Genomic DNA, 20118 nt, shown 5'->3' with positions numbered 1-20118 from the left:
ATCCCCGCTACTCCTCCCTGTCTAATCCCCCACGGGAGGAGGAAGAGGGGAAATGAGCCAGGCACACTAGCGCCAACTTGTGTTTTCTTTCTAAAGGATGCCGATCCCCTATGTCACAGCCTACCTTCAACAAAGCTCAATTCCAGGCTGCCCTGACGCGTCAGTGGCAGCGTTTTGGCCTTCATGCTGCAAACGAAATGACGCCTCACCAGTGGTGGCAGGCAGTGAGCGGTGCGCTCGCAGAGCAGCTGGATGCTCAACCCCTGGCAAAACCGGTAAAAGGCCAGCGCCATGTAAACTACATTTCAATGGAATTCCTGATTGGCCGTCTGACGGGCAACAACCTGTTGAACCTCGGCTGGTATCAGGAGGTCGGTGACGTCCTTAAAGAACACGACATTAACCTGACCGACCTGCTGGAAGAAGAGATTGACCCGGCGCTGGGCAACGGCGGCCTGGGACGCCTGGCGGCCTGCTTCCTTGACTCCATGGCGACCGTCGGCCAGTCGGCGATTGGCTACGGTCTGAACTACCAGTACGGCCTGTTCCGTCAGTCGTTTGCTGACGGCCACCAGATGGAAGCGCCGGACGACTGGCATCGCAATACCTATCCGTGGTTCCGCCATAACGCGCAGCTTGACGTGCAGGTTGGCATTGGCGGGAAAGTGACGAAACAAGGTCTCTGGGAACCGGCGTTCACCATCACCGGCGAAGCCTGGGATCTGCCGGTGCTTGGCTACCGTAACGGCGTGGCGCAGCCGCTGCGTCTGTGGCAGGCGAAACACGCTCACCCGTTTAACCTGACTAAATTCAACGACGGCGATTTCCTGCGGGCCGAGCAGCAGGGCATCGACGCCGAGAAGCTGACCAAAGTCCTCTATCCGAACGACAACCACCTGGCCGGTAAAAAGCTGCGCCTGATGCAGCAGTACTTCCAGTGCGCCTGCTCCGTGGCGGATATTCTGCGTCGCCATCACCTGGCGGGCCGCAAGCTGGCGCAGCTGCCGGACTTCGAAGTGATTCAGCTCAACGACACGCACCCGACGATTGCGATCCCGGAACTGCTGCGCGTGCTGATCGACGAGCATCAGCTGAGCTGGGATGACGCCTGGGCCATCACCAGCCGTACCTTTGCCTACACGAACCACACCCTAATGCCGGAAGCGCTCGAGTGCTGGGATGAGAAGCTGGTGAAAGCGCTGCTGCCGCGCCACATGCAGATCATCAACAAGATTAACGACCAGTTTAAAAAGCTCGTGGATAAAACCTGGCCGGGCAACAAAGCGGTCTGGGCGAAGCTGGCGGTGGTTCACGATAAGCAGGTGCGCATGGCAAACATGTGCGTAGTCAGCGGCTTTGCGGTGAACGGCGTGGCGGCGCTACACTCGGATCTGGTGGTGAAAGATCTGTTCCCTGAATACCACCAGCTGTGGCCAACCAAATTCCACAACGTGACCAACGGCATCACGCCGCGTCGCTGGATCAAGCAGTGCAACCCGCTGCTGGCCGGCCTGCTGGACAAGACCCTGAAGAAAGAGTGGGCCAACGATCTGGACCAGCTCATCAACCTGGAAAAACAGGCCGACGACGCGAAATTCCGCGAGCAGTACCGTGCGATCAAGCTGGAGAACAAGGTTCGCCTGGCGGAGTTCGTGAAAATGCGTACCGGGATTGAGATCAACCCGAATGCGATTTTCGATATCCAGATCAAACGTCTGCACGAGTACAAACGCCAGCACCTGAACCTGCTGCACATTCTGGCGCTATACAAAGAGATCCGCGAGAACCCGCAGGCCGACCGCGTGCCGCGCGTGTTCCTGTTCGGTGCGAAAGCGGCGCCGGGCTACTACCTGGCGAAAAACATCATCCTCGCCATCAATAAAGTGGCGGCGGCGATCAACAGCGATCCGAAAGTGGGCGACAAGCTGAAGGTGGTGTTCCTGCCGGATTACTGCGTCTCGGCGGCTGAAATGCTGATCCCGGCGGCGGATATCTCCGAGCAGATCTCTACCGCAGGGAAAGAAGCGTCCGGTACCGGCAACATGAAGCTGGCGCTGAACGGCGCGCTTACCGTCGGTACGCTCGACGGGGCCAACGTCGAAATCGCCGAGAAGGTGGGGGAAGAGAATATCTTTATCTTCGGCCATACCGTGGAAGAGGTGAAAGCCATCAAGGCCAAAGGCTATGACCCGGTGAAATGGCGTAAGAAAGACAAAGTGCTTGATGCGGTGCTGAAGGAGCTGGAAAGCGGTAAATACAGCGACGGCGACAAGCACGCGTTTGACCAGATGCTGCACAGCATGGACAAACACGGCGGTGACCCGTATCTGGTGATGGCGGACTTCACGGCCTATGTCGAAGCGCAAAAGCAGGTCGACGTGCTCTATCGCGATCAGGAGGCGTGGACCCGGGCGTGCATCCTGAACACCGCCCGCTGCGGTATGTTCAGCTCTGACCGTTCAATCCGTGATTATCAGGCCCGTATCTGGCAGGCAAAACGCTAAGGAAGCGCGATGGAGAGTAAACGTCTGGACAGCGCCGCGCAGGCGGCGGGGATCAGCCTCAGTTACATTAATGCTCACGGCAAACCGCAGTCTATTGGCGCCGACACCAAAAGACGTTTGCTGGACGCTATGCACAAAACCGACGCGAAAGCGTCGGGTGCGCCGGTGCCGAACGTGAAGGTATTCACCGCAGGCAAAAAGATGCCGCTGGCGGTGGAGGGGCGCGGCGAGTTTAGCTGGCTGCTGACCACCGAAGAGGGGCATCAGCACAAAGGTCACGCCACCGGCGGCAAAACGTTAAACCTTCCGGCGAAGCTGCCGGAGGGCTATCACACCCTCACGCTCACCCAGGACGATCGGCGTTTCCACTGCCGGGTGATCGTCGCGCCAAAACGCTGCTACGAGCCGCAGGCGCTGCTTGAAGGCAAAAAGCTGTGGGGCGCCTGCGTGCAGCTCTACACCCTGCGTTCCGACAGCAACTGGGGCATCGGTGATTTTGGCGATCTGAAGAACATGCTGGCATCCGTGGGCGAGCGCGGCGGCGCGTTTATCGGCCTCAACCCGATCCACGCGCTTTATCCCGCCAACCCGGAGAGCGCCAGCCCGTATAGCCCGTCGTCCCGTCGCTGGCTGAACGTGATTTATATCGACGTTAACGCCTTAGATGACTTCAAAAACAGCAAAGAGGCGCAGGCGTGGTGGAAACTTAGCACCACGCAGCAGGCACTGAAGCAGGCGCGCGACGCAGACTGGGTGGACTATTCCACCGTCACGGCGCTGAAAATGGCCGCGCTGCGCCTGGCGTGGAAAGGCTTTTCGCAGCGTGACGACGAGCAGATGGCCGCGTTCCGTCAGTTTGTGACGCAGGAGGGCGAGAGCCTGTACTGGCAGGCGGCGTTTGATGCGCTGCACGCGTATCAGGTGAAAGAGGACGAAATGCACTGGGGCTGGCCGGTCTGGCCTGAAGCGTATCAATCCGTCGACACGCCGGACGTGAAAGCGTTCTGTAAAAAATATGCCGATGAAGTGGACTTCTACCTGTGGCTGCAGTGGCTGGCGTACAGCCAGTTTGCCGCCTGCTGGCAGGTGAGCCAGGGCTATAAAATGCCGATTGGTCTGTACCGTGACCTGGCCGTGGGCGTGGCGGAAGGCGGCGCGGAAACCTGGTGCGACCGTGAGCTGTACTGCCTGAAGGCCTCCGTGGGGGCACCACCGGATATCCTGGGCCCGCTGGGCCAGAACTGGGGATTACCGCCGATGGATCCGCACGTCATGGCGGCGCGCGCCTACGAGCCGTTCATCGACCTGCTGCGCGCGAACATGCAGAACTGCGGCGCGTTGCGTATCGACCACGTGATGTCCGTGCTGCGCCTGTGGTGGATCCCGTACGGTGAAACGGCGGATCACGGGGCGTACGTGCAGTACCCGGTTGACGATCTGCTGTCGATCCTGGCGCTGGAAAGCAAGCGTCACCAGTGCATGGTGATCGGTGAAGATCTCGGTACCGTGCCGGTGGAAATTGTCAGCAAGCTCCGCGACAGCGGCGTCTACTCCTATAAAGTGCTCTATTTTGAAAACGACCATGAGAAAACCTTCCGCGCGCCGCAAGCGTACCCTGAACAGTCAATGGCAGTCGCGACGACGCATGACCTTCCTACGCTTCGTGGCTATTGGGAAAGCGGCGATCTGACCCTTGGCAAAACGCTGGGCCTGTATCCTGACGAAGAGGTGTTACGCGGTCTTTATCAGGATCGCGAGCTCTCCAAACAGGGGCTGCTGGATGCGCTGCATAAGCATGGCTGTCTGCCGAAGCGCGCCGGGCATAAAGCGTCGCTGATGGCGATGACTGCGACACTCAACCGCGGTTTGCAGCGCTATATTGCCGACAGCAATAGCGCCCTGCTGGGCCTGCAGCCGGAAGACTGGATTGATATGGCGGAGCCGGTGAACATTCCGGGCACCAGCTATCAGTACAAGAACTGGCGTCGTAAGCTGTCCACCACGCTTGAGGCGATGTTTGCCAATGACGGGGTGAACAGGCTGATCAAGGATTTGGATAAGCGGCGAAAAGCAGCCGGTAAGAAGTGATAAAAAACCCGCCAGTGGCGGGTTTTTTATTGCCCGGTGGCGCTGCGCTTACCGGGCCTACATGTATCGAGTAGGTCGGGTAAGGCGAAGCCGCCACCCGACTTATGGCATCAGACCACCATATTGAGCAGCAGCACCCCGACCAGACCGCACACCGAAATAATGGTTTCCAGCGCGGACCAGGACTTGATGGTTTCACCGATCGTCAGGTTGAAGTACTCCTTGAACAGCCAGAAGCCCGGGTCGTTAACGTGAGAGAAAATCACGCTACCGGAACCGACGGCGATAACCATCAGCTCAGGGCTCACGCCCGTGGTGGCAATCAGCGGAGCAACGATACCGCCTGCGGTAATCGCCGCAACGGTCGCAGAACCCAGGGCAATACGCAGCACGGCAGCGATAGACCAGGCCATCAGGAGCGGCGACACGTTGGTTTCATGCATCATGGCCGCGATGTATTTGTCCACGCCGCTGTCGACCAGAACCTGCTTGAATGCACCGCCACCGCCGATGATCAGGAGCATCATGGCAATGATTTTGATGGACGAGGTCAGCGTGTCGTTGATCTGATCCATTGAACGGCCGCGATTAAGACCGAAGGTGAACATCGCGATCAGCACGGCAATCAGCGTTGCCATCACCGGGTCACCCAGGAATTCCGCAACGGACAGGAACGCATGACCTTTCGGCAGGATCATCTCTGCCACGGCACGCATTGCCATCAGGATCACCGGTACCAGAGAGGTCCAGACGCTGACGCCAAAACCAGGCATCTCTTCTTCGGTGAAGGTTTTGGCGCTGTACAGACCTTCCGGGATTGGCTTATCAATGCCCTTCAGGAAGCGGGCATAAACCGGGCCTGCCAGAATCACCGTCGGGATCGCCAGAATCGTACCGAACAGCAGGGTTTTACCCATATCCGCGTGGAAGATGGTCGCGATAGCGGTTGGACCCGGGTGCGGCGGCAGGAAGCCGTGGGTCACGGACAGCGCCGCAGCCATCGGCACGCCAACATACAGCAGCGGGATGCTCGCGGCAGCCGCGATGGTGAACACCAGCGGCAGCATCAGCACGAAGCCCACTTCGTAGAACAGCGCGAAACCGACGGTAAAACCGGTTAACACCACTGCCCACTGAATATTCTTCTTACCAAATTTGTCGATAAGCGTGGTAGCAATACGCTGGGCGCCACCACAGTCCGCCAGCATTTTACCGAGCATAGCGCCGAAGCCCATGATCAACGCCAGGCTGCCGAGCGTGCCGCCGACACCGGCTTTGATGGAACTGATAACTTTAACCAGCGGCATACCCTGCATCAGACCGACTGCAAGTGCCACCAGAACCAGAGCGATAAATCCGTTCATTTTGAAACGGATCATCAAGAGCAGTAATAACACAACACCGATAGCAACGATGACTAATGGCATGATTTACCTGGCCTTTGAATTGTTATGGGTAACGTCATTGTTTCAACGACACATTCCGATTGTCCCAACTGGGAACAGAGAAGTAACGGCACTAATACTGATGCCTTGGAAACCATTAAGTTTAGTCGGCTGTTATGAGTGTGCTTAGTGCCCATGAGAATGATACGGGTAACATGACGTGATTGAGAATCACCCTGGCAGGCAAAATGTGAATTATGAGACGCAGGTCAACATATAGAGGGGAACGAAGAGGGGGGGCAGGGTTTTGTAGGCCCGGTAAGCGCAGCGCCACCGGGCAATACAGACGGGCACTGAATCAGTAGTAGGAGTGCTCGCCGCGCTGGTGTTCGGTCAGGTCACGCACGCCTTTCAGTTCCGGGAACTCGTTCAGCAGCTGCTTCTCGATCCCTTCTTTCAGGGTGACATCGACCATTGAACAACCGTTACAACCGCCGCCAAACTGCAGAATGGCAAAACCTTCGTCGGTGATTTCCATCAGGGAAACACGGCCGCCGTGGCCCGCCAGCTGTGGGTTGATCTGGGATTGCAGCAGATACTCGACGCGCTCCATCAGCGGGGCATCGTCAGACACTTTACGCATTTTCGCGTTCGGCGCTTTCAGGGTCAGCTGAGAACCCAGCTGATCGGTGACGAAGTCGATCTCCGCATCTTCAAGATACGGTGCGCTCAGCTCATCAACATAGGCGGTGAGCTGTTCAAATTTAAGGGCAGTGTCGGTGGCTTCCACAGCGTCCGGAGGACAATAAGAAACACCACATTCTGCATTCGGAGTGCCTGGATTAATCACAAACACGCGGATCTGCGTCCCTTCTTCCTGATTTGCCAGCAGTTTGGCAAAGTGCGCTTGTGCAGAATCGGAAATACGGATCATAGCTTTGGCCTAATAGTTGACTAAATTACCTGGGTATAATCATACGCCCATTGAAGAAGGGCTACAAGGTACGGCACAGACACCATACCTGAACCGACGCGGCGCCGCTTCGCAAAAGCAGTCGGGAAAGTTCAGCAACGGTACTGCCCGTGGTGACGACATCATCCACAATCGCGATATGGAGACCGTCGACCGGTAATTCAAGGCGAAAGGCATTTTTGAGATTTCTTTTGCGAAGCCGCGCGCTGAGCTGATGCTGGATGGCGGTGGCATGAACACGCGTCAGCGCGCTGGCATCATACCGACAGCCGAGCCACCGGGCGAGGGGACGGCAGATCAGGTCACTCTGGTTATAGCCGCGCCGCCAGTGCCGATGTCGGTATAAGGGGACATTCACCACCCTGTCAATTTTCGGCAGTGCGCGATGACGCCGTGCCTGCAAAACCGCCAGCAATAGCAGGCGGGCAAGGGGCGGTGCAAGCGAGCTCTGCCCGGAAAACTTCAGCGCGTGAATCAGCCTGCTCAGCGGTGGAACATAATCATCCACGGCCACCAGCGCGCTCCACGGCGGGGATTTCTTCAGGCAGCGGCCGCAGGGCAAAGAGGAATTTGTGGCCGGTAAACCACATTGTGGACAGATCCCGATACGCCATTCCAGCGAACGCGTACAGACGGAGCAGACGCCCCACCCGCTGAGCGCCAGCGGCATTCGGCATAGCCAGCACAACCCAGGTACTGTTAGCATGTGCAACCTCCATGTGAAAAAAGAGAACAGTAACTGATGAAGACGCTGTGGTGGCAGACTGTAGGGACAGGAAATTGCCATCTTGTGCTGCTGCACGGATGGGGCCTGAATGCGGAGATATGGCATTGCATACGTGAGGAACTCGCCTCGCATTTCACACTGCATCTGGTAGATTTACCCGGCTTTGGCCGCAGCCGCGGATATGGCGCGTTGTCGCTTGATGAGATGGCGCAGCAGGTTCTGGACGCCGCGCCGCAAAACGCTGTCTGGCTGGGCTGGAGCCTGGGCGGGCTGGTGGCGAGCCAGGTTGCGCTGTCGCGACCAGACCGCGTACAAGCGCTGGTGACGGTGGCGTCGTCGCCCTGTTTTAGCGCGCAGGACGCGTGGCCGGGGATAAAACCCGAGGTACTGGCGGGATTCCAGCAGCAGCTGAGCGAAGATTTCCAGCGGACCGTAGAGCGCTTCCTCGCCCTGCAGACGATGGGAACTGAAACCGCCCGTAAGGATGCCCGCACGCTGAAGCAGACCGTGCTGTCACTGCCGATGCCGGAGGTTGAGGTGCTTAATGGCGGTCTTGAGCTCCTGAAAACCGTTGATCTGCGCGAGCCGCTGGCCGCCCTGACGCTGCCGCACCTGCGTATCTACGGTTACCTCGACGGAATTGTGCCGCGCAAGGTGGTTCCACTCCTGGATTCACTTTGGCCGAACAGCGAATCGCAGATCGTTGCCAAAGCTGCACATGCCCCGTTCATCTCTCATCCGGCGGAGTTTTGTTCAGCGCTCATTGCGTTAAGTCAACGTTTCGACTGATTATTTTCTATCCAGCCTGGAAAAAGTTACACACCGCAACCATACTCCAGATGTCGTTGCGGTTGTTCTGCTTACGATAATCAAAACAACAATCCTATGGAGAGTCAGGTTATGAAACTTGTTACAGGTATTGTCACTTCTCTGGTTATTGGGTCACTTTCATTTGGCGTCTTTGCGGCAAAAGAGCTGGAAAAAGATAAAGTTGCCGGCATGAATCTGACCAAAGTTGGTGAGATCTCTACGTCTGATACTACCGCGCCGATGGATGCTCGCAGAGAGCTGTCGAAGAAAGCGGATGAACTGGGTGGGACGTACTACGTGGTAACCAGTGCAAACAAAGACACGAAGAACGTACGCGCAACGGCGGACGTCTACAAGTAATACGATAAAGCCGGGCAGCGATGCCTGGCTTTACTAGCGCAGTGCCCACCACTCCCTGAGGCAGGCCTTTCCTTCCGGACAGCTTTTACAACTGCCGGAGAGACAGCCGTCCGCGTCTTCCTGAATCCGCACGGCTTTCCCCATGGCTTCCAGTCTTTCCAGCATGGCATCGATCATCGGCTGCGGCGTATGCAGGCTGAGGCTCAACTGTTTCGCCTCCATCCGCCCCTGTAGCGCCAGCAGGTCACGAACCTGAATCAACGATGCCATGTGGTGTACTCCTTAGTGGCAGTCGCCCGCCGGGCTGTTGCAGCAGGTCGCGGCGGTTTTACGGTTTGCCAGCAGATCAATATCGACGCGGCTGCGTGCCCGCCGCAGCAGACCGAGCACTACCACGTTAAACAGCACAACCGCGAGAATGCAGACCAGACTGTAGCGCGGATGCTGACTGAAGTTAACGGTTTGATAAAAGAGCGTCGACAGCGAGTACGCAATATTTAACCCCCACAGGATGGAGAAGCCCATCCAGCCGCGGCTGGACTCGCGGGCAATCGCCCCCATCACGGAGATGCACGGAATATAGAGCAGAACGAAGATAAGGTAGCTGTAGGCCGCGGACGCGCTGCCAAATTTCTCGCCCATCACGCCCATGGCACCCGTCGCCATTTCGCCGTCGCCTTTGCTGGCCTCAATCGGGTTCGCCAGCACGCTCAGGCTGAAGGTGTCCTTCAGGCTCTGCCAGGTTTCCTCTACGGCACCCAGCAGCTCATGACCGAGATGAAACTCTGCTGGATTAAATTCCTGTTCCTGAATGTTCTCAGCGGTGTAAAGCGTGTTCAGGGTGCCGACAACCACCTCTTTCGCCATCGCACCGGTGAACAGCCCGACGGTTGCCTGCCAGTTATCCTCATGCACGCCAATCGGTTTGAAGACCGGCGTGATGACGCGGCTGACGGAAGCGAGGGCAGAGTCGTTGATGTTATCTGCCGCCTGCCCGCTGAGGGTGAAGCTGTTCAGCGCGCTCAGGAAAATGCTGACGATGACAATTACTTTACCGGCGCGCAGCACAAAGCCTTTCAGGCGCTGCCAGGTCTGGATCGCCAGGCTTTTCAGATGCGGCACGTGGTACACCGGCAGCTCCATCACAAACGGTGACGCTTCACCGCGCATGATGGTGTGCTTCAGCATCAGACCGGTGAGGATCGCCATCACGATGCCCAGTACATACAGCGAGAAGACCGCCAGCGCGCCCTGCTGACCAAAGAAGGCTGCGGCAAAGACCGCAAAGATTGCCAGGCGGGCACCGCAGGACATAAACGGCGCCATCATGATGGTCATCAGACGTTCACGCGGCGCATCCAGGGTGCGTGCGCCCATCACCGACGGCACGTTACAGCCGAAGCCGACGATCAGCGGGACGAAGGATTTACCCGGCAGGCCCAGCGCCTGCATCAGACGATCCATCACGAACGCGGCGCGCGCCATGTAGCCGGAATCTTCCAGGAACGAGAGGAACAGGTACATCATGCCGATCTGCGGCACCAGCGGCAGAACGGTGTTGATACCGCCGCCGATCCCCTGCGCGAGGAAGATGGTGAGCCATTCCGGGAAGTGCAGGGTGTAACCCACCCACTGGATCCCGTGGACGAAGACCGCGACGGAACCGGCGTCAAAAATCGGCTGCAGTGCGCCACCGATGTTAATGGCGAGCAGGAACATCACGTACATCACCAGCAGGAAGATCGGCAAACCGAGGAAGCGGTTAAGCACAACCTTATCTACTGCCGCCGTAAAGCGGCTGGGTTCCGCCGTCAGCGCGTTACTGACCACGTCGCAAATCGAGGCGATGGCCTGGTAACGGGCGTCGGCGATGTGCAGCGCCGGGTCGTCCAGCTCGTCGCTAAGCCGGGCCACCGTCACGTCCAGCTTATCGGCCGCATGCCCGGCGTAAGCGCGGCTGTAGATATCCCCTTCCAGCATCTGCAGTCCAAGCCACAGGCGCTGTTTCGCAGGCATGCTGTTGTCCATCTCCTGCGCCAGCAAATTGGCTTCGCGCAGGAGAGGCTGCGCGTAATGCACCAGCTCAATGTCGCGATTACCCGCGTGACGGTCAATGGCCAGCTTCAGTGCATCAATACCGCGAGCGCGCGTCGAGACCAGCGGAACGACCGGGCACCCCAGGCGCGCGGAGAGGGCATCGACGTCGATGCGCAGCTTTTGTTTCTCCGCAATGTCGAGCATGTTGAGCGCCACGATGCAGGGGATCCCCAGCTCCAGCAGCTGCAGCGTCAGATAAAGGTTACGCTCGAGATTGGAGGCATCGACCACGTTGATCAGCAGGTCCGCGTCGCCGCCAAGAATATAGTGGCAGGCAATCTGCTCATCGAGCGAGGTTTGCGACGAAATGGTGGTTAAGGAGTAGGTGCCGGGAAGGTCGACCAGCGTTACCTGATTGTCCGTTGTCGTGAACTGGCCCTCTTTACGCTCAACCGTCACGCCCGCCCAGTTGCCCACGCGCTGGCGGGCTCCAGTCAGCTGGTTAAAAAGCGTAGTCTTGCCGGAATTAGGATTGCCAATTAAGCCAATAGTTAACTTTTTCATTTTTTAGACTCACTGAAACCGCTGGCTTGTTATCGGGATAAGGCTTCGACTTCTATTAACGCGAGGTCTTTCTTACGCAGCACCAGATTCACGCGGCGGGTTTCGATATGAACCGGATCGCCTAACGGCGCTACGCGTACGACCTGAAAGGACGAGCCGGGCAGCATGCCCAGCGACAGCAGCTTTTGCCGATAGGCCGGGCTAATTTCGCGGGTAAAACCGGTAATCTTCCATGCACTGTCTGGAGTGAATTGCATAACGCCTGATTCCACGAAAGGTTAAATTATCTACTATGGGATGATAATGAGAATAGTTTTTATCAGCAATATTAAAACTGTGACGGAATGTTGTTTGCGATATTAATTTACGGCCTTTTTGACCTTGCTCAATATTTGCTGAAATGCCTGGAAAACGAAAAGGAGAGGATTTGTTAACGGGGTGATAATTGGTGGTTTAAATATGGATGTGCAATCGGTTTCATATATTACGGCACGATATTATTATTATTCCCTCTCCCCTGTGGGGAGAGGGTTAGGGTGAGGGTTTAGCGTTTCTTACCCATCGCTGCCGCCAGCGCATCCATCATCGCGCTGTTGCCTGCAGGCTGGGCATCACGTCCGCGCGGTTTTGCTGCTTTCGCGGCCGGACGCTGCTGCTCGCGGCCACCGCCGTTTCCGCCACGGCGCGCGTTGGTGTCACCCGGCTGTTCGTCCAGACGCATGGTCAGGGCGATACGCTTGCGCTGCAGGTCCACTTCCAGCACTTTGACCTTCACGATGTCGCCCGCTTTGACCACGGTGTGCGGGTCTTCAACGAACTTGTCGGCAAGGGAGGAGATATGGACCAGACCGTCCTGATGCACGCCGATATCCACAAACGCGCCAAAGTTGGTAACGTTGGTCACCGCGCCTTCCAGCACCATGCCGGGCAGCAGGTCGTTCATGGTTTCCACGCCGTCAGCAAAGGTCGCCGTTTTGAACTCAGGACGCGGATCGCGGCCCGGCTTTTCCAGCTCTTTGATAATGTCGGTAACGGTTGGGACACCAAATTTGTCATCGGTGAAATCAACGGCTTTCAGATTGCGCAGAGCGCTGCTGTCGCCCATGAGATCTTTCAGGGCCTGCTGGGTGGCGGCCAGAATACGCTCCACCACAGGGTACGCTTCCGGGTGAACGGTAGAGGCATCCAGCGGGTTATCGCCGTGGTTGATGCGGAGGAAGCCCGCGCACTGCTCAAAGGCTTTTGGCCCCAGACGGCTGACCTTCAGCAACTGCTGACGGTTCTGGAACTGGCCGTTCTCGTCACGCCAGGCGACGATGTTCTGCGCCATCATGCGGGTTAAGCCCGCCACGCGGGTCAGCAGCGGAACGGAGGCGGTGTTCAGGTCAACGCCGACGGCGTTAACGCAGTCTTCCACGACAGCATCCAGCTTGCGCGCCAGCTGCGTCTGGCTCACGTCGTGCTGATACTGGCCCACGCCGATGGATTTCGGGTCGATCTTCACCAGTTCCGCCAGCGGATCCTGCAGGCGGCGAGCGATAGAGACCGCACCGCGCAGGGAAACGTCCAGGTCCGGGAACTCCTGTGCCGCCAGCTCGGATGCGGAATAGACGGATGCCCCCGCTTCGCTGACGATCACTTTCTGCGCCGTCACTTTCGGGAACTGCTTCTGCACGTCGAGGTAGAAACGCTCGGTCTCACGTGAGGCCGTACCGTTGCCGATGGCAACCAGCTCGACGTTGTATTTTTCGCACAGCGCCGCCACTACCACGGCCGCTTTCGCTGCCTGGCCAGTGTGCGGATAAATGGTATCGGTAGCCACCAGCTTGCCGGTGCCGTCAACCACAGCGACTTTTACACCGGTGCGCAGACCCGGATCGAGACCCATGGTGGCGCGCAGGCCAGCAGGAGCGGCCATCAGCAGGTCGTGCAGGTTACGGGCGAAGACGTTAATCGCTTCATCTTCGGCACGCTCGCGCACGGTGCCCATCAGCTCGGTTTCGAGGTGCATCAGCACCTTGATGCGCCAGGTCCAGCTCACCACGCCTTTGCGCCAGCTGTCCGCCGGGGCGTTGTTCAGGCGCAGGCCAAGATGGTCGATGATGATCTGCTCGCAGTGGCTCTCTTTCGGCGGCTCGTCAAACTGCGGGTCGGCGTTCAGGGAGAGCTGCAGCACGCCTTCGTTGCGGCCGCGAAACATCGCCAGCGCGCGGTGGGAAGGGGCGGTAGAGATCGGTTCGTGGTGATCGAAGTAGTCGCGGAATTTCGCGCCTTCTTCCTCTTTACCCGCGACGACGGTAGAGACGATGTGGGCATTCTTCCACAGGTAATCACGCACTTTGGCGAGCAGGGCGGCGTCTTCGGCGAAGCGCTCCATCAGAATATAGCGCGCGCCGTCGAGGGCGGCCTTGGTATCCGCTACGCCTTTGTCGGCGTCGATGAATTTCGCCGCTTCGGTATCCGGATCGTGGGATGGTTCGTTCCACAGCAGGTCGGCCAGCGGCTCAAGACCCGCTTCAATCGCAATCTGTCCGCGCGTGCGGCGCTTCGGCTTGTACGGCAGATAGAGGTCTTCGAGTTCGGTTTTGCTCAGGGTGCCATTGATGGCGCTTTCCAGTTCGCTGGTCAGCTTGCCCTGTTCGCCGATGGACTTAAGGATCGCCTGACGACGTTCTTCCAGTTCGCGCAGATAACCGAGACGGGTCTCCAGGTTACGCAGCTGCGTGTCATCCAGACCGCCGGTGACTTCCTTACGATAGCGCGCAATAAATGGCACGGTGTTCCCTTCATCAAGCAGGCGAACGGCAGCTTCTACCTGTTCGGCTCTGGCCTGAATATCACCCGCAATAATGCGGCAGAGCGAATCTTTCATCATGGCTTTATCATCTTGTGGGTCAAAAATCAGGGGATAGTTATACGGGCTGACACGGCAAAATGCCAGCCGGGGAGGGCGCTCTCGGACTATTTTACGTAGACGATCTCATTGACGTACCAGCTGGCTTCGCCGGCTGGGGTCTGCACGACGGCCAGATCGCCCACTTCCTTTTTCAACAGCGCGCGAGCCATCGGGGAGTCGATGGAGATGTAATCCTTACGACCAAAAATTTCATCGTAGCCGACAATGCGAAAGCGCAGGGTGTCGCCGTCGTCGTTTTCAATCTCCACCCACGCGCCGAAGAACACTTTGCCCTCCTGCTGCGGTGAGTAATCGACAATTTTGAGATTCTCGAGGCACTTCGTCAGATAGCGAACCCGGCGGTCAATTTCGCGCAGCCGCTTTTTGTTGTACTGGTAGTCAGCGTTTTCGCTGCGATCGCCCAGGCTCGCGGCCCAGGTCACTTTTTTGGTCACTTCAGGACGCTCTTCGCGCCAGAGGTAATCCATCTCTTTTTTGAGCTTCTCATACCCTTCGCGGGTGATCAGGGGCGTTTTCATGGTAAAGCCTTTGCTGCCGGTTTTCTGTCTTGCGCACAATACGTACCACACAGTGTAACAGACAGGATTAATAATGATTTATGTGATGAAATGAACAGATAAGCTGCTGTTAAATATGCTTTGTAACAATTTCGACTAGAATTTATACCAGAATTAACTGGTCGAATACGTGCACTTTTTTAGAATACGCTGTTACAAAGACTATCCGAACCTTTGGGAGTACACACAATGCAAGAGAACTACAAAATTCTGGTCGTGGATGACGACATGCGCCTGCGTGCGCTGCTGGAACGTTATCTGACCGAGCAGGGCTTCCAGGTTCGTAGCGTCGCGAACGCTGAGCAGATGGACCGTCTGCTGACCCGTGAATCTTTCCATCTGATGGTTCTCGACCTGATGCTGCCTGGCGAAGACGGGCTTTCTATCTGCCGCCGTCTGCGCAGCCAGAGCAACCCGATGCCGATCATCATGGTGACGGCGAAGGGAGAAGAAGTTGACCGTATCGTGGGCCTCGAAATCGGCGCCGACGACTATATTCCAAAACCGTTTAACCCGCGTGAACTGCTGGCGCGTATTCGCGCCGTGCTGCGTCGTCAGGCGAACGAACTGCCTGGCGCGCCGTCGCAGGAAGAAGCCGTCATCGCCTTCGGCAAGTTCAAGCTGAACCTCGGTACGCGCGAGATGTTCCGTGAAGACGAGCCAATGCCGCTCACCAGCGGCGAGTTTGCGGTCCTGAAAGCGCTGGTCAGCCACCCGCGTGAACCGCTTTCCCGTGACAAGCTGATGAACCTGGCGCGCGGTCGCGAATACTCCGCAATGGAACGCTCTATTGACGTGCAGATCTCCCGCCTGCGCCGCATGGTGGAAGAAGATCCGGCGCATCCTCGTTATATTCAGACCGTATGGGGTCTGGGCTACGTGTTCGTCCCGGACGGCTCTAAAGCATGAGGCGAATGCGCTTCTCGCCGCGTAGCTCGTTTGCCCGCACCCTGTTACTGATCGTCACCCTGCTGTTCGTCAGCCTGGTGACGACCTATCTGGTGGTGCTGAACTTTGCGATCCTGCCGAGCCTCCAGCAGTTTAATAAGGTCCTGGCCTACGAAGTCCGTATGCTGATGACCGATAAACTGCAGCTGGAGGACGGCACGCAGCTCGTCGTTCCCCCGGCGTTTCGCCGTGAAATCTACCGTGAACTGGGCATTTCGCTCTACTCGAATGAAGCGGCGGAAGACGCGGGCCTGCGCTGGGCGCAGCACTATGAATTCCTCAGCCAGCAGATGGCGCAGCAGCTGGGCGGCCCGACGGAAGTGCGCGTTGAGGTCAACAAGAGCTCGCCCGTCGTCTGGCTGAAAACCTGGCTGTCACCCAATATCTGGGTGCGCGTCCCGCTGACCGAAATCCATCAGGGCGACTTCTCGCCGCTGTTCCGCTACACCCTGGCGATTATGCTGCTGGCGATAGGCGGCGCGTGGCTATTTATCCGTATACAGAACCGACCGCTGGTCGACCTGGAGCACGCTGCGCTGCAGGTCGGTAAAGGGATTATTCCTCCTCCGCTACGCGAGTATGGCGCCTCGGAAGTCCGCTCGGTGACGCGCGCGTTTAACCATATGGCGGCAGGCGTGAAGCAGCTGGCGGATGACCGTACGCTGCTGATGGCGGGCGTCAGCCATGACCTGCGCACGCCGCTAACGCGTATCCGTCTGGCGACGGAGATGATGGGGGAAGAGGACGGTTACCTTGCCGAGTCCATCAATAAGGACATCGAAGAGTGTAACGCCATCATCGAGCAGTTCATCGACTACCTGCGCACCGGTCAGGAGATGCCGATGGAGATGGCGGATCTGAACGCGGTGCTGGGTGAAGTGGTGGCGGCGGAAAGCGGCTACGAGCGCGAGATCGATACCGACCTCCAGGCGGGCGAGATCCAGGTACGTATGCACCCGCTCTCCATTAAACGCGCGGTGGCCAACATGGTGGTTAACGCGGCGCGCTACGGCAACGGCTGGATTAAGGTCAGCAGCGGGTCTGAGCTCAACCGCGCCTGGTTCCAGGTGGAAGATGACGGTCCGGGCATCAAGCCCGAGCAGCGTAAGCATCTGTTCCAGCCGTTTGTGCGCGGTGACAGCGCGCGCAGCACCAGCGGTACAGGCTTAGGCCTGGCGATTGTGCAACGTATTGTGGACAACCATAACGGGTTGCTGGAGATTGGCACCAGCGAGCGGGGTGGGTTGAGCATTCGCGCCTGGTTGCCGGTACCGGTCACGCGGGGGCAGGTGAAAGAGAGTTAAAAAAAGGGTGGCATTCGCCACCCTTTTTTGTAGGTCGGGTAAGGCGAAGCCGCCACCCGACATGGACTACAGTTTTGGACCCGCACTCACCAGCGCAGCACCCGCCGGAGTATCGGTGTACTTCTCGAAGTTCTCGATAAACAGTTTCGCCAGCGATTCCGCTTTCTCACGCCACTGCTCCGGCGAACCGTACGTATTGCGCGGGTCGAGGATATGCGTATCCACACCCGGCAGCGACGTTGGGATCGCCAGGTCAAACATCGGCAGCGTGAAGGTTTCGGCGTCGTCCAGAGAACCATCCAGAATGGCGTCGATAATCGCGCGGGTATCTTTGATCGAGATACGTTTGCCGGTACCGTTCCAGCCGGTGTTCACCAGGTATGCCTGCGCGCCGGATGCCTGCATGCGTTTCACCAGCACTTCAGCGTACTGCGTCGGGTGCAGCGACAGGAAGGCCGCGCCGAAGCAGGCGGAGAAGGTTGGGGTTGGCTCCGTCACGCCGCGCTCGGTGCCCGCCAGCTTGGCGGTGAAACCGGAGAGGAAGTGGTACTGCGTCTGGCTGGCCGTCAGGCGAGACACCGGAGGCAACACGCCGAACGCATCCGCCGTCAGGAAAATAACCTTCGTGGCATGACCCGCTTTTGACACCGGCTTCACGATATTGTCGATGTGGTAGATCGGGTAAGAGACGCGGGTGTTTTCCGTTTTCGACGCATCGTCGAAGTCGATGGAGCCGTCGGCACGCACGGTGACGTTTTCCAGCAGCGCATCGCGACGGATCGCGTGGAAGATATCCGGCTCGGCCTCTTCAGACAGGCGAATGGTCTTCGCGTAGCAGCCGCCTTCAAAGTTGAATACGCCGTCGTCATCCCAGCCGTGTTCGTCATCGCCAATCAGACGACGTTTTGGATCGGTGGACAGAGTCGTTTTCCCGGTGCCGGACAGGCCGAAGAAGACCGCCACGTCGCCTTTTTCACCGACGTTCGCCGAGCAGTGCATGGAGGCGATGCCCCGCAGCGGCAGCAGGTAGTTCATGACCGAGAACATCCCTTTCTTCATTTCGCCGCCGTACCAGGTACCGCCGATCAGCTGGATACGCTCGGTCAGGTTGAAGGCAACAAAGTTTTCGGAGTTCAGACCCTGCTCTTTCCACTGTGGGTTGGTGCATTTCGCGCCGTTCATCACGATGAAATCAGGGGTGAAGTCCTGCAGCTCTTCGTCGGTTGGACGAATAAACATGTTTTTCACGAAATGCGCCTGCCAGGCCACTTCGGTGATAAAACGTACGGAGAGACGGGTGTCGGCGTTAGCGCCGCAGAAAGCGTCGACAATAAACAAACGCTTGCCGGAAAGTTGATGGGTGACGAGCCCTTTCAGGTGCTGCCAGGTTTCCGGAGAGAGCGGTTTGTTGTCGTTCTTCCCTTTGCCCTTGTCAGCCCACCACAGCGTATCGCGGGTGGTTTCGTCTCGGACGATATACTTATCTTTCGGCGAACGACCGGTAAAGATACCGGTATCGACGGCGATAGCACCAAGATTCGTCAACACACCACGCTCGTATCCTTCCAGTGCTGGATTGAGCTCTTCCTGATACAGCGTATCGTAGTCGGGGTTGTAGACGATTTCCTGGACGTCGTGAATACCATAAGCCTTGAGATCTTGCGGGGTTAAACCAGTAACACGCATATCACTGCTCCTTAGCCAATATGTACTGCCTGAAATTGTAGGGTTTTTCTGGGGTTGTTTACCGCGACGGGGCTCATAGATTCATGCATCTGGACAAAACCCTTACTAACGGAAAACGCTGCGACTCCAGTCACAGCGCAGGCGGATTATCGCAGGAATCGCTTTTTGGGTGGGGAAAATGTTCCGAAAAGGTTAAAGACTGGTGATTTTATCGGAAGGAATGTGAATGTAATCGCATACACGTAAGAAAATTACGTAAGAGTTACACAGGGAAAACGATTCAGCTTGGGTGGAGTTTTTACCCTCACCCCAGCCCTCTCCTCAAAGGGGAGAGGGTTATAGGGTGAGGGGAAAGAGGTTTAGTGAACCTGTGGATCTGCCGGGGAGGCGTTATTGCGGATCTCTGCGATATCCATTGAATTGAACACATAGTGCGTACCGCAGTAGTCACAGTGCATATCAATTTCACCGTCTTCCGCCATGATGCTGTCGATCTCTTCATCCGGGAGGGTTTTCAGTGCGCCAGCGCAGCGTTCGCGGGAGCAGGTGCACTTAAATTCCACGGACTGCGGGTCGTAAACGGTCACTTCTTCTTCGTGGTACAGACGCCACAGCACGTCAGTCGCTGACAGGTTGAACAACTCTTCCGCTTTGATGGTTTCTGTCAGCGTCGCCAGGTGCTCAAAGTCATTGGTCTGTGCGTCCTGCGCAGGCAGAACCTGCAGCAGCATACCGCCCGCAGCAGGCTGACCGTCCACTTCACCGGTGCGGATGAACAGGCGCGTCGGCAGCTGTTCAGAACGCATGAAGTAATCTTCCAGGCAGGCCGCCAGGGTATCGCCTTCCAGACCCACCACGCCCTGATAGCGCTCACCTTCCTCAGGGGAGATGGTGATCACCAGGTAGCCATTACCCACCAGCGTTTTGAGGTCTGCATTTTCAGGCACGTCGCCCTGAACGCGCGCGACGCCGCGCATCTGCTGCTGGTTATTGCCGTTGATGACCGCCAGCGTCATCGGGCCGTCACCCTGCAGCTGCACGGTGATATCACCGGCAAACTTCAGCGTCGCCGTCAGCAGGCTGGTGGCAACCAGCAGTTCGCCCAACAGGGTCTTCACCGGCAGCGGGTAGTTGTGGTTTTCCAGAATCTGTTTCCAGGTTTCAGATACGGTGACCAGCTCGCCGCGCACGGCGAATTGTTCAAACAGATAGCGGTGTAATTGGTCGTGTTGGGCCATTTTCATCTCTCGTGCGGGTG

At 57.6% G+C, this 20118-nt stretch carries 16 protein-coding genes; 6 read left to right on the top strand and 10 right to left on the bottom strand.

Translation table 11 applies throughout. The features are described 5' to 3' along the window. Positions 1–110: 110 nt before the first annotated feature. Together malP and malQ are read left to right on the top strand one after the other, a co-directional pair. Complete coding sequence (malP, locus tag AC0TNG_RS08850; RefSeq protein WP_024908894.1) at positions 111–2504, top strand: maltodextrin phosphorylase; 2394 nt, start codon at positions 111–113, stop codon at positions 2502–2504. Between the two features lie 9 nt (positions 2505–2513). Then, entirely contained in the window at positions 2514–4592 is a 2079-nt protein-coding gene (malQ, locus tag AC0TNG_RS08845; RefSeq protein WP_473712961.1) for a 4-alpha-glucanotransferase, read from the top strand. A 110-nt stretch (positions 4593–4702) separates the two neighbouring features. Here malQ and gntT read toward each other — a convergent pair whose 3' ends face one another. The 3 genes from gntT to gntX form a co-directional block, all read right to left on the bottom strand. Further along, the gene (gene gntT, locus AC0TNG_RS08840) at positions 4703–6019 is read right to left on the bottom strand and encodes a gluconate transporter (RefSeq protein ID WP_024907902.1); all 1317 of its coding nucleotides are present in this window, start codon (positions 6017–6019) and stop codon (positions 4703–4705) included. Between the two features lie 316 nt (positions 6020–6335). Beyond that, a complete protein-coding gene (gene nfuA, locus AC0TNG_RS08835) occupies positions 6336–6911 on the bottom strand; it encodes a Fe-S biogenesis protein NfuA (protein WP_008503055.1) in 576 nt (191 codons plus the stop codon). Between the two features lie 61 nt (positions 6912–6972). Then, on the bottom strand, positions 6973–7656 hold the full coding sequence (gntX, locus tag AC0TNG_RS08830) for a DNA utilization protein GntX (RefSeq protein WP_024907903.1): 684 nt from the start codon (positions 7654–7656) through the stop codon (positions 6973–6975). A gap of 36 nt (positions 7657–7692) precedes the next feature. On the opposite strand from gntX, the gene bioH reads away from it, so the two are divergent. Together bioH and AC0TNG_RS08820 are read left to right on the top strand one after the other, a co-directional pair. Continuing rightward, positions 7693–8466: a pimeloyl-ACP methyl ester esterase BioH gene (gene bioH / locus AC0TNG_RS08825; RefSeq protein WP_024907904.1), complete on the top strand. Its 774-nt coding sequence runs from the start codon at positions 7693–7695 to the stop codon at positions 8464–8466. Positions 8467–8577: 111 nt separating this feature from the next. Further along, on the top strand, positions 8578–8847 hold the full coding sequence (locus AC0TNG_RS08820) for a YdgH/BhsA/McbA-like domain containing protein (RefSeq protein WP_024907905.1): 270 nt from the start codon (positions 8578–8580) through the stop codon (positions 8845–8847). Between the two features lie 33 nt (positions 8848–8880). Here the strand turns inward: AC0TNG_RS08820 and feoC are convergent, their stop codons facing one another. The 5 genes from feoC to greB form a co-directional block, all read right to left on the bottom strand. Further along, on the bottom strand, positions 8881–9117 hold the full coding sequence (gene feoC, locus AC0TNG_RS08815; RefSeq protein ID WP_024907906.1) for a [Fe-S]-dependent transcriptional repressor FeoC: 237 nt from the start codon (positions 9115–9117) through the stop codon (positions 8881–8883). A 12-nt stretch (positions 9118–9129) separates the two neighbouring features. Next, complete coding sequence (gene feoB / locus AC0TNG_RS08810; RefSeq protein WP_049123400.1) at positions 9130–11448, bottom strand: Fe(2+) transporter permease subunit FeoB; 2319 nt, start codon at positions 11446–11448, stop codon at positions 9130–9132. 29 nt (positions 11449–11477) lie between these two features. Next, positions 11478–11705 carry a ferrous iron transporter A gene (feoA, locus tag AC0TNG_RS08805; RefSeq protein WP_008503050.1) on the bottom strand — a complete coding sequence of 76 codons (228 nt, stop codon included), beginning with the start codon at positions 11703–11705 and terminating at the stop codon, positions 11478–11480. 287 nt (positions 11706–11992) lie between these two features. Continuing rightward, the gene (locus AC0TNG_RS08800; RefSeq protein WP_024907909.1) at positions 11993–14323 is read right to left on the bottom strand and encodes a Tex family protein; all 2331 of its coding nucleotides are present in this window, start codon (positions 14321–14323) and stop codon (positions 11993–11995) included. A gap of 86 nt (positions 14324–14409) precedes the next feature. After that, entirely contained in the window at positions 14410–14883 is a 474-nt protein-coding gene (gene greB, locus AC0TNG_RS08795) for a transcription elongation factor GreB (protein ID WP_014885539.1), read from the bottom strand. Positions 14884–15111: 228 nt separating this feature from the next. On the opposite strand from greB, the gene ompR reads away from it, so the two are divergent. Continuing rightward, positions 15112–15831: an osmolarity response regulator transcription factor OmpR gene (ompR, locus tag AC0TNG_RS08790; RefSeq protein WP_001157751.1), complete on the top strand. Its 720-nt coding sequence runs from the start codon at positions 15112–15114 to the stop codon at positions 15829–15831. Continuing rightward, positions 15828–17174, top strand: coding sequence for a two-component system sensor histidine kinase EnvZ (gene envZ / locus AC0TNG_RS08785; protein WP_008503047.1), 1347 nt, complete (start codon positions 15828–15830; stop codon positions 17172–17174). The genes ompR and envZ overlap by 4 nt, the downstream gene beginning before the upstream one ends. A 66-nt stretch (positions 17175–17240) precedes the next feature. On the opposite strand, the gene pckA is transcribed toward envZ, so the two are convergent. Next, complete coding sequence (pckA, locus tag AC0TNG_RS08780) at positions 17241–18860, bottom strand: phosphoenolpyruvate carboxykinase (ATP) (protein ID WP_023309493.1); 1620 nt, start codon at positions 18858–18860, stop codon at positions 17241–17243. 359 nt (positions 18861–19219) lie between these two features. Further along, complete coding sequence (gene hslO, locus AC0TNG_RS08775; RefSeq protein ID WP_161495995.1) at positions 19220–20104, bottom strand: Hsp33 family molecular chaperone HslO; 885 nt, start codon at positions 20102–20104, stop codon at positions 19220–19222. Between the last annotated feature and the right edge of the window lie 14 nt (positions 20105–20118).

The organism is Enterobacter sp. PL_is514, from assembly GCF_055816715.1.
The sequence above is the reverse complement of the archived record's forward strand: the minus strand, read 5'-3'. Positions and strand labels throughout refer to the sequence as shown.